General features: G+C 62.8%; 9 protein-coding genes. 4 read left to right on the top strand and 5 right to left on the bottom strand.

The annotated features are described in order from the left end of the window. Nucleotides 1–101: 101 nt before the first annotated feature. From CK230_RS25655 to CK230_RS25640, 4 genes are all read right to left on the bottom strand, one after another. Nucleotides 102–1,058, bottom strand: coding sequence for a glycosyltransferase family 2 protein (locus CK230_RS25655; RefSeq protein WP_095819928.1), 957 nt, complete (start codon nt 1,056–1,058; stop codon nt 102–104). Between the two features lie 6 nt (nt 1,059–1,064). Then, a complete protein-coding gene (locus CK230_RS25650; RefSeq protein WP_095819927.1) occupies nt 1,065–2,027 on the bottom strand; it encodes a glycosyltransferase family 2 protein in 963 nt (320 codons plus the stop codon). After that, nucleotides 2,024–2,755 (bottom strand): polysaccharide deacetylase family protein, encoded by a 732-nt coding sequence (locus CK230_RS25645; RefSeq protein ID WP_095819945.1) that lies wholly within the window; start codon nt 2,753–2,755, stop codon nt 2,024–2,026. The genes CK230_RS25650 and CK230_RS25645 overlap by 4 nt, the downstream gene beginning before the upstream one ends. 732 nt (nt 2,756–3,487) lie before the next feature. Next, on the bottom strand, nt 3,488–5,119 hold the full coding sequence (locus CK230_RS25640) for a glycosyl transferase family 1 (RefSeq protein WP_141246094.1): 1,632 nt from the start codon (nt 5,117–5,119) through the stop codon (nt 3,488–3,490). Nucleotides 5,120–5,302: 183 nt separating this feature from the next. On the opposite strand from CK230_RS25640, the gene CK230_RS25635 reads away from it, so the two are divergent. The 4 genes from CK230_RS25635 (at nt 5,303) to CK230_RS25620 (ending at nt 9,278) form a co-directional block, all read left to right on the top strand. Next, nucleotides 5,303–5,785, top strand: a complete 483-nt coding sequence (locus tag CK230_RS25635) for an acyltransferase (protein ID WP_095819925.1) — start codon at nt 5,303–5,305, stop codon at nt 5,783–5,785. Nucleotides 5,786–6,033: 248 nt separating this feature from the next. Further along, on the top strand, nt 6,034–7,059 hold the full coding sequence (locus CK230_RS25630) for a Gfo/Idh/MocA family oxidoreductase (protein ID WP_095819924.1): 1,026 nt from the start codon (nt 6,034–6,036) through the stop codon (nt 7,057–7,059). Continuing rightward, on the top strand, nt 7,059–8,162 hold the full coding sequence (locus CK230_RS25625) for a DegT/DnrJ/EryC1/StrS family aminotransferase (protein ID WP_095819923.1): 1,104 nt from the start codon (nt 7,059–7,061) through the stop codon (nt 8,160–8,162). Before CK230_RS25630 ends, CK230_RS25625 begins: the two co-directional genes overlap by 1 nt. A 66-nt stretch (nt 8,163–8,228) precedes the next feature. Further along, a complete protein-coding gene (locus tag CK230_RS25620) occupies nt 8,229–9,278 on the top strand; it encodes an NAD-dependent epimerase/dehydratase family protein (RefSeq protein WP_095819922.1) in 1,050 nt (349 codons plus the stop codon). A 134-nt stretch (nt 9,279–9,412) separates the two neighbouring features. On the opposite strand, the gene CK230_RS25615 is transcribed toward CK230_RS25620, so the two are convergent. Then, nucleotides 9,413–10,432 (bottom strand): NAD-dependent epimerase, encoded by a 1,020-nt coding sequence (locus CK230_RS25615; protein ID WP_245430064.1) that lies wholly within the window; start codon nt 10,430–10,432, stop codon nt 9,413–9,415. Between the last annotated feature and the right edge of the window lie 116 nt (nt 10,433–10,548).

Below are 10,548 nucleotides of genomic sequence, written 5' to 3'. Positions count from 1 at the left end.
TCGGCCTGGCGACCGTCTCCTGGCGATACTTTGAACGACCAATCATGGCCTGGGCCCACCGGCCAACGCAGAAAGCCACGCCGGCCGCCGCCTGAGCCCGCTCAGCTTGCCAGGCCGAAGAGCTTTCGCAGCAGGCCAAGGTTGTGGTTCAGGCGCAGGTAATATTCGCGCTCGGGCCCGTCGAGCACCTGGAACACGGACAGCACCGGGGTGGCCATGAGCATCTTGATTGCACGCGCGATCTTCTGGCCTGGGGTTTTCAAGCCCCTCAGTTCCACCTCGCCTTCCTTGCGGGCGCGCTCCGTGAGCCATGCGCGCGTCAGACGGCCGGCATGGACCTTGTGGTCCACTACGAACGCGTCCGAGTACCAACAGCGATAGCCGGCCCTGATTAGGTCGGTCATCATCTGGGCCTCTTCCCCGCTGGCCAGATTCGAGCCGACCCGACCGGACATCACGTCGAACCCACCACGGGCTTTTAGTGCGCTGCGGCGGAATAACATGTTGGCACCGACGCCTATGGGGTGATCGGTCGTGTCCCGGAAGCCGTTCTCATCGACCACCGACAACAACAAGCGCGCTCGCGGCCCGAGCTGGCTCGGCGGTATTTCGAAGTTGTCGGGCCAGCGCGGGATCACCCGCCCGGCCAGGATGGCGGTCTGGCCGTCACAGCGGGCCGCGTGGGCGATCGCCGCCTCTACCCAGCCGGGGCGCGGCACAGCGTCGTCGTCCAACAGCGCGATCCACTCGCCCCTGCCAGCCTCGAAACCGGCGTTGCGCGCTCGGGCAACTCCGAGCTCGTCGAGTCGGATGAAGGTCAGTCGCTCACGTCCCTTCAGATTCTTCAGGACCTCGGCGTGCGCCGGCGCCGACGCGCTGTCGATGACGATGACCTCCACCGGCTGGTCCACGCATTGCGGCAGCAAGGCATCGACGTTCTCCAGGACGTCGATGCTGCGGTTGTGCGTGGCGATGACGATGCTGATGACCGGGGCACCGGCGCTAGTCTTCGGCGCGTCTTTGGCGTCCTTCATGCCGATAGCATCCTTGATGTCCACGCCCGTTCAGTCCAGTTCGGCGGCCGGTGGGCGTGCGCGCAAGTGGATCGACCAAAGGAACGCCGCGCGCAACGGCGTCGGCGTCACGAGCTGTCTTACCGCCCGGAACGGAAACACCAGCAGCGCATGACGCACCGCGAACCGCGCGCCCTTCGCATCCCCCTTGACCGCCCGCTCCACCGCCGCATCGGCGAAATAGGTGTAGAACCCCAGCAGCGTGGCGAAATAGGAATGCAGCCACTCCTTCGGCGAGCGCCACTTGCGCCAGACAGGCATGGCGTGCCGCATGAACACCTTACGCGTATAGGGAATCCGACTCAGGACCAAGGCGTCGTAGGATCCCGACGGACGCTGGCGGAACAAGACGCAAGGCACGGCCACATGCTCCATATGCCCCCCGCCAGCGACGCGCAGTTGCCAGTCCCAGTCCTGGTCGGCCAGCAGAGTTTCGTCAAAGTAGCCATAGGCCTCGCGTACCCCGATACGCGCCATCGTGGCGCCGATCTGCGGGAAATAGCCGTCCAGCATCATCTTCAGATGGTCGCCGTCAGGGCGGACGTCATCGGGGATGGGAGGCGCGATCGGTCGCAAATCAGGATCGGTCATCACCACCTGACCGAAGACCGCCTCAACCTCCGGCCGGCGGTCGAAGAGTTGCAAGTGTGGCCGTACATGTTGCTCGGTCCAGACGTCGTCGTCATCCAGGAAGGCCAGGAATTCCCCCGTGGCCGCACGCATCGCCGCGTTGCGCGCGGCACCGGCGCCCGTCGTCGTCACGATAAGGTGCCGCGCCCCGTGGGCCTGCGTGACTGTGCCGGTGGCGTCGTGGTTGGAGCCGTTGTCGCCAACCAAAATCTCGAACGTCAGGTCCGGGCCTTCCAGCGCGCGGATACTCGCCAGCGCCTTGTCAAGGAACTGCGGGCGGTCGCGGGTCGGAACGACGACCGAAACGACGCGCGCTCGGCTCATCCCCACTCCTCCCACCGATCGAAGACGCCTGACAGAGCCGCCGAAAACACCCGCATGTTGTCAAAGCGCGTGATGAAGGTCCGCGCGATGGTGCCGGGAGCGCGCGTCTCCTCGGCCTGGGCGTAGACCAGATCATAGCCTGCTGCCTTAGCCTCCCGCATGGCGACCGGCGTCCAGTTGATCGACTGGCCGAGGGGAATTGCGAACGAAGTCGGCGCAAAACCGAGCCGGGCCTCGATCATGGCGCGGGAGCGGTCCAGTTCCTCGCGGGCGGCAGGGCCGTCCAACTGCCCAAAATCGGGATGGGTCGCGGAGTGGCTGCCTATTTCGGCGCCGTCGGCAGCCAGGCGCTCCAGATCGCGCCAACCCAGAACCTCGTCGGAGGTCCAGGGCGAGGCGCCTTCGCTCCAGTCGGTGACCACGAACAGGCTCCAAGGCGCCGCGAAATCCTTCAGGATCGGCGCGGCCTCGGTCATCACACTGCGCAGGCCATCGTCAAAGGTGATGGCGAGGTCCATCGGGTCACCTCCCCTCCGCGCTATCTCCGAGGCCGGGACGAATCGGTAGCCGCGCGCCGCGGCCCACTCCAACTGGCGACGAAACAGCTTCGGCGGCACGTCGTTATGATCCATCAGCGGCTGGCCGACCGAGTGATAGGCCAGAATCCTGCCTCCAGAACGGCGCACGCGCCGGCCAATAGCGGACATGCCTTCACGTTCGACGACCATGCGTGGGCCGACGAGATGACGCCTTTCGACACCGAATGCGCGCGCAGCGCGCTTGAGAATCTTCGGCGCTCGCCCAAGCATATCCAATTTCACCCTCTGTTCTTTTATCAGTATCGAACAGCAAGCCTGGTGCCAGCTATGATGTCCAGCGCCAACGACAACATGTCGAACTCCAGGCGCCCGGTAGCCTTATCATGTCGAACGAAAATTGTTCCTCAGAAGAAAAGGTAAGGCTCTAGGTCAAAAGGGGTAAAGCGCGATGACTTGCCTGTGACCAGTGCCCGTGGACCGCTCGGACAGCGATTAATTGGTTTCCGGTTTCCGACGTTGACCGCCAGATAGACGGATTACCTCCGGATCCTACAGCAAACGGGCGGCCATGGTCGCACGCAGTACGCCATTTGTGTGTGGTTGCCAGCCCTATGGCGATGTCGCGAGGAAGTTGCCTCTGACAGACAATCAGCCGAGACATCACCACGCTGAGGAGCAGTCGACGCGTTGTTTGACCCTCTGACCATTGGAGAGAAGCCTGCCGAGCTTCATAGGCTTGTGCGTCTTCGCTTTCGGATTATGCGGCGCCTTGATGAGGTCGAGCGCTCGGCATGTCTGGTCGAGATGGCAGCCGCTGATCTCATCGAGGCCGCCCAAGAGTCCGCCGATACTGCCGAGCAGACGCTTGGGCTCTGACGCCCGACGACGTGCCGGCCGCGCCGTGGTGTTGAACCCTCGTATCTAGCTGCTGCCGCCCCTCAGCCGGCTCACGAACCGGGGCAGCCATTCGGGCAACAGGTTGCGGACCGCGTCCCACGGGCCGTCGAACGTCTTGGTCCGCGCCAGGCGCCGCCATACCCGGATACGTTCCGGCAGCGACATCAGGCGTAGAGAACGCTTCAGAATCGCCTCGACGCTGTCGAACTCGCCGAACACCCCGTTGAGCAGGATATCGGGATAACCGTCGTAAAACTCCTCGTCCGCGGGCGCGACCGTCTCGCGCAGTGGTGTGACTGGCCAGACCGCCAGGGCCTTGGCATAGAGCGCGTCCAGGCTTTTGAGCCAATTTGGCGTGGTGTGCAGCCGCTTGACATTGGCGGCCGTCTCGTCGCCCCGCTGGCGCAGACCCTCGGGGTCGGCCAGCCAGTCCGCCAGGATGCGGTTGTAATCCGCCATCGAGGTGGCGAAACCGATGGTCGGCGCCAGTCCTGGCATATCGGTGCTCATGACGTTCGCATCCGACGGATAGGGAAACAGCGTCACGCAGGGCGCGCCCAGTCCGCCGGCTTCCAGCATCGAGGTAATCGACACAAAAGGGTAGGAGTCGAGATAGACGTCCGCCGCTTCGAAGGCGAGGGTGGGATCGGGCGTCTCCGGCCGCCCCATGATCCGCCCACCGGTCACCGCTATCGCCTTTTGCCAGTCGGCCGGCTCCCCCGGGCCTACAACCAGCAACCGAGCATCGGGACGGGCCAGGAGCGCCTCGACATGCATATCGGCGAACGAGACCCCGCCCATCGTGCGGTATTTCACGCCGCGGGCCACGGACACCAGGAGCGGCCCGCCGGGCGCAAGGCCGAGTTTCTCCCGCGCCTCGGCCCGGCTGTGTTTGCGCTTCGGGGGATCGATCTGGATCGGCAGGATGGCGTGACGCTCCGGCGGGATTCCACGCCGTTCCACCACCAGTCGCTCGCCCGACATGCGCGAACTGGCAATCAGGTCGCACACGGAGAGCCCGATCCAGAAGGCGTGATCGGCGTGGTTGACCAGCACCACCGGCGGTCGGTTACGCTCGTCAGCGAAGGCTATACCCGGCGTCGGGTCCTCGTTGCTGACGTGCAAGACGACCAGGTCGAAATCGAGCGACAACTTCCGGAGTGCGCTGGCCCATTCCACCGGTCCGCCACGCGTCGCTCCGATCAGATGGATCTGGCCGCTACGAGCCTCCACGGCCTGGCGCACCGACGGCGGCGGCGCCCCCGGATGGCGCAACAAGGCCAGAGAGTGATGGCGCCCGGCATCGGCGGCGATCCAACGACGCATCATCCGCGTTAAGCCACCGACCTCGTTCAGAACGGTGGCCACATGCAGCACGCGGCCGACTTTCGTTCGCGCCGGTCTTGCAGCTTCATCCTTCGCGGCGAGCGTCCGTCGCGCGATCTCGGTCAGTATCTGCTCCAGCGGTTCGGACTTATAGAAGCCGCAATGCCGCTTCCGGGCAAGCGTGACCGCCGCCTCCACATAGGCCGCGGCGGAATTGAGGTCGTCACCGTCCAGGCAGCGCTCGGCCTCGGCCCGAAGGCTTTGAAACTCTTTGTAGTTGTGACGCATACGCGCCACTTCGGCCTCGAAAGGCCCGGTTTCAGATCGCATCGTCTCCGGTATCCTTCCCGCAGTCGCAGCCTGCCCTAAAACCTGTTATCCCGAGTGGCCAAGGCTTGCCAAGCGCCAAGGCAGGTTAGATAAAAACTGTCACAATCGCTGCTATCTGATCTTGAGCGGGGCTCCGAGGGCGGCGGTTATGGCGCGAGACTGACAGTTCCACGGGGGGAAGCGATGCCGATTTCGGACAGTGTGGTGCTGCGTGGCGAGGTCGTCATCCATCACCCCAACCTGGTGAACCTCTACGGCTGCGAGGTCGGCAACGGCTCCCGCATCGGCGCCTTCGTCGAGATTCAGAAGAATTCCTACGTCGGCGAGCGCTGCAAGATTTCCTCGCATACTTTCATCTGCGAGGGCGTGACCATCGAGGACGAGGTGTTCATAGGCCACGGGGTGATGTTCACCAACGACCGCCATCCTCGAGCCACCAACGTGGACGGGAGCGCCCAGAGTGAAGCCGACTGGACGGTCGAGCCGACCCTGGTCAAGAAAGGCGCTTCCGTCGGCTCCAATGTCACCATCACACCTGGCGTGACCATCGGCGAGCGGGCATTGATCGGCGCCGGCGCCGTCGTCACCCGTGATATCCCCGACTTCGCGATCGCTACCGGCGTACCGGCCCGCGTGGTCGGAGACACAAGGACCCCCAAGGGCTGACTAACCCTCATCGTTTGAGGTAGTTCCGACGCCTGCCCTCGCCTGGCTGGATGATCCCGGCTGGGTGTAGATGACCCAACGGCCATAGTGACCACATGGCTTCGCGGCTTCAGACTAACAAGCTGAAGAGGTCGAGAGGGCGCGACGTTGGACGATCAACGGTCGCTTCCTTCTCAACCAACGACGGGGCGTTCAACGGGGTCTCCAGCCTCCGGCGAACGGGGCACGTGGAAAAGGGGCAAACCACAATGATCAATATCGGCATCATTGGTTACGGCTACTGGGGGCCGAACCTCATGCGCAACTTCATGGAGCTTCCCAATGCCCGGGTGCGCATAGTTGCCGACTTGGACTCCAAGAAGCGTGAGTTGGTGGAGCGCCGCTATCCGGGTGTACAGACCACCGGCGACGTCCAGGCACTGTTCCAGGATCCCGAGATCGACGCCATCGCCGTGGCAACGCCGGTCAATAGCCATTTCGAACTGGGCATGTCAGCACTGAAGGCCGGCAAGCATCTCTGGCTCGAAAAGCCGATGACCGAAACCTCGCTACAGGCCAGGATGCTGGTCAATGAGGCCGACAGGCGCGGATTGACCCTGATTGTCGATCACACCTTCATTTACACCGGCGCAGTCCGGAAGATGCGCGAGGTCGTCGCCGCCGGCGACCTCGGCCAGGTGTATTATTACGACGCCACCCGGGTTAATCTGGGCCTCTTCCAGAAGGACGTGAACGTCATCTCCGACTTGGCGGTCCACGACTTCGCGATCATCGACCATCTGTTCGAAGAGCATCCGAACGCGGTTTCGGCCAGCGGTATCAATCATTTCCCCGGCACTCCGGAAAATCTGGCTTACATTTCACTGTTCTACGACTCCGGCATGATTGCCCACATCAACGTGAGTTGGCTGGCTCCGGTGAAGGTGCGCAACATCCTGGTCGGCGGCTCCAACAAGATGATCACTTACGATGATCTGGAGCCCTCAGAGAAGGTCAAGGTCTACGACAAGGGCGTCTCCTTCACCGATGACCCGGCCAAGATCCACGAGATGCGGGTCGGCTACCGGACGGGCGACATGTGGGCGCCCAAGCTCGACTCCACCGAGGCCCTGCGCATCGCCGCCCAAGAGTGGATCGACTGCATCATCGAAAAGAAGGTTCCGACCGCCGATGGCCGGCTTGGCCTGCGCGTGGTGGAAATCATCGAAGCCGCCACCAGTTCCATGCGTGGGCGTGGCGAAACCATTCACCTGCGACGCAAAGACGCTGCGTAATGATCCCGTTTGTCGATCTGAAAACCCAATACGCTTCGATCAAGCTCGAGGTAGATGCCGCCATTCAGCGCACCCTGGAGACCTGTCAGTTCACCTTGGGCACCGACGTCGCTGAATTCGAAAAGGAATTCGCTGCCTACTCGCAAGCGGCCTTCGGCATCGGCGTCAACACCGGCACCAGCGCCCTGCATCTGGGCCTGCTTGCCGCCGGGATCGGGCCGGGCGACGAGGTGATCACCTCCCCCTTCACCTTCGTTGCGACGGTGGCGGCCATTTACTACACAGGCGCGACACCCGTTCTGGTCGATATCGATCCTGCGACCTACACCATCGACCCGGCCCAGATCGAAGCCGCGATCACGCCGGCCACCAAGGCGATTATCCCGATCCATCTCTACGGCCAGCCGGCCGACATGGACCCGATCATGGCCGTCGCCCGAAAGCACGGCCTGGTGGTGCTCGAAGACGCTTGCCAGGCGCATGGCGCGGAATACAAGGGCAAGCGGGTGGGCGCCATCGGCGACATGGCGGCCTTCAGCTTCTATCCCGGCAAGAACCTCGGCGCCTACGGTGAAGGCGGGATGCTCACCACCGACAGCGCCGACCACCACCGTGCGGTCCGCATGCTGCGCGACTGGGGCGCAGAGCGGAAGTACCATCATGAACTCAAGGGCTACAACTATCGCTTGGAAGGCCTTCAGGGGGCTGTCCTGCGCGTAAAGCTCAAGCACCTGGACCGATGGACCGAACGGCGCCGCGCCACGGCCGCCCGCTATGACGCCATGTTCGCCGGCACCGGCCTGGCGACCCCGTTCGTCCGAGACGATGTGCGCCATGTCTACCACATTTACGCCATCCGCACGCCCGACCGCGCCCGTTGGCAGGAGGCGCTCAACGCGCAGGGGATCCAGTCGGGTATCCACTATCCCATCCCGGTGCACCTGCTGCCCGCCTATGCCGACCTTGGCTACAAGCAGGGTCAGTTCCCGCATGCTGAAAAGGCCGCCGCCGAGGTTCTGTCCCTGCCCATGTTCCCGGAGTTCACGGAGCAACAGCAGGACGTGGTCGTGGCCGCGGTCAAGGAACTACAAGCGAGCGTTTGATCAGCGGCCCCCGCACAGTCTGAAACATGCCTGCCAAGGCACCTCCAAACGATGATAGGAAATACGATGAAACTTGAAGGCGCTCGCATCCTGGTGACCGGCGGCTGCGGTCTGATCGGCTCGACCACAATCGACCTGCTGCTTAAAGAGCACGCGCCGGAAAAGATCGTGATCCTCGACAATTTGGTCCGCGGCAGCTTGCACAACGTCAAGGACGCCCTGCAGGACCCACGCGTCGAACTCATCGAAGGCGACATTCGCGACGTGAAGGCTGTCCACAAGGCCACCGACGGCATGGACGCCGTCATCCACATGGCAACCCTGAGGGTTATCGCTTGCGCCGCCGAACCTCGCGAAGCCCTCGGCGTCATGTGCGACGGCAGCTACAATGTCATTGAGGCCGCCCAGGCCAAGGGTGTGAAGAAGATCTGCGCTGCCTCCTCGGCCTCGATCTACGGCCTGGCCGACCGCTTTCCGACCGAAGAGAGCCACCACCCGTACAACAACCGCACATGGTACGGCGCCAGCAAAGTCATGCTGGAAGGCCTGTTGCGCTCGTTCAACGACATGTACGGCCTGCCCTACGTGGCGCTGCGCTATTTCAACGTGTACGGCCCGCGCATGGACCTGCACGGCAAGTATACCGAAGTTCTGATCCGCTGGATGGACCGCATCAACGCCGGCCAGCCGCCGCTTATACTCGGCGACGGATCCACCACCATGGATTTCGTCTATATCGAGGACGTTGCCCGAGCCAACATCCTGGCCCTGCTGTCGGACGTGGAGGACGACGTGTTCAACGTGGCCAGCGGCGTGGAGACCAGCCTGAACGACCTCGCCGGCGCGCTCCTGCGCGTGATGGGCTCCAACCTCCAGCCGGAGTACGGGCCCGAGCGCAAGGTAAACCCGGTTTCACGGCGCCTCGCTGACACCTCGAAGGCAGAGAAGATGTTGGGCTTCAAGGCAGCCGTCGGCCTCGACGAAGGCCTCACTCGCCTGGCCGAATGGTGGTGCGCCAATCGGGAGCAGATGTCCTCGGCCCGCGGGGCCGAAGTGCTTGCGGCGGCGTTCGCGGCGAAGGTCGAGCCACCTTCGGCGCTGAGGACACACCAGTAGTATTGAGGGAAGCTCTCTCCGGAAATATACTTATGGCCATGCCCTGCCATGCTTTCACGGTGACAATCGACAAAAGCGATAATTCGAGCCGAATAGGCAACTTCGACTGCATTGGGATTCCGAAGCAGTCCGGATCAGACTTGATAAAATCCCCGATACCATTCCACGAAACGCCGGACGCCGATCTCGATCGGAATTCTCGGCCTGAAGCCGATCGCTTCCTCAAGTGAGCTGACATCGGCATAGGTCGCGGGCACATCACCCGGCTGGAGCGGCATGCAGTTGCGTTTCGCTCTTTTGCCCAGCGCGTCTTCCAGCAGTTCGATCAAATGGTTCAGCTCAACCGGCGAACTGCCGCCGATGTTGTGGATCCTGAACGGCGCATTGCTGGTCGCCGGGTCAGGAGCGGCACTGCTCCAGTTCTTGTCGGGCGTGGCAGGCAGTTGCATGATGCGGATCAGGCCTTCGATGACATCATCGATATAGGTGAAGTCCCGCTGCATGTTGCCGTGGTTGAAGACGTCGATGGGCTCACCTGCAAGTATGGCCTTGGTAAAGATAAACAGGGCCATGTCGGGGCGGCCCCATGGCCCGTAGACCGTGAAGAACCGCAAACCGGTCGTCGGCAGTCGGAGAAGATGGCTGTAGGTATGGGCCATCAACTCGTTGGCCTTCTTGCTGGCCGCGTAGAGGCTGAGCGGGTGATCGGCGGAGTCGTGAACGGAGAACGGCATTCGCGTACTGCCGCCATAGATCGAGCTCGAGGATGCGTAGACCAGGTGGCCGACCGAGGCGTGGCGGCATCCTTCCAGGACATTGAGGAATCCGCTCAGATTGCTCTCGCCGTACGCGTAGGGACTGGTGAGCGAATGACGAACGCCGGCCTGGGCTGCGAGATTGACGACGATTTCCGGATCAACCGAGGCAAAGAGCGCCGAAACGCGTTCACGATCGGCGAGATCGACATGCTCGAACCGGAAATGCGGAAATTCTTCCAACTGATCGAGCCGGGCTCGCTTCAGGTCGACGTCGTAGTATGCACTCATGGAATCGAGCCCGACAACTTGCCAACCGTCGCACAGCAACCTCCGGCATAGATGAAAGCCGATGAAGCCCGCTGCGCCGGTGACAAGAACAGGCCTGTTTGATGTCACGGCAATCCCTGACGTTAAGCTGTGACCCGATTCACACCCGAATCCACCCTCGCCTCTCTTTGTCCCCGGAAGCATCATCAGAATGATCGATGAAACATCTCTTGCGCAGAGCCATA

It is taken from the genome of Mesorhizobium sp. WSM3859, assembly GCF_002295065.1.
In the GTDB taxonomy this organism is placed as follows: domain Bacteria; phylum Pseudomonadota; class Alphaproteobacteria; order Rhizobiales; family Rhizobiaceae; genus Mesorhizobium.
This window is presented reverse-complemented; position numbering and strand designations above follow the sequence as displayed.

Excerpts from the sequence above, each read along its gene's own strand:
- CK230_RS25650 (WP_095819927.1), bottom strand. The coding sequence starts at position 2,027 with ATGAGCCGAGCGCGCGTCGTTTCGGTCGTCGTTCCGACCCGCGACCGC.
- CK230_RS25645 (WP_095819945.1), bottom strand. The coding sequence starts at position 2,755 with ATGGTCGTCGAACGTGAAGGCATGTCCGCTATTGGCCGGCGCGTGCGC.
- CK230_RS25640 (WP_141246094.1), bottom strand. The coding sequence starts at position 5,119 with ATGCGATCTGAAACCGGGCCTTTCGAGGCCGAAGTGGCGCGTATGCGT.
- CK230_RS25635 (WP_095819925.1), top strand. The coding sequence starts at position 5,303 with ATGCCGATTTCGGACAGTGTGGTGCTGCGTGGCGAGGTCGTCATCCAT.
- CK230_RS25630 (WP_095819924.1), top strand. The coding sequence starts at position 6,034 with ATGATCAATATCGGCATCATTGGTTACGGCTACTGGGGGCCGAACCTC.
- CK230_RS25625 (WP_095819923.1), top strand. The coding sequence starts at position 7,059 with ATGATCCCGTTTGTCGATCTGAAAACCCAATACGCTTCGATCAAGCTC.
- CK230_RS25620 (WP_095819922.1), top strand. The coding sequence starts at position 8,229 with ATGAAACTTGAAGGCGCTCGCATCCTGGTGACCGGCGGCTGCGGTCTG.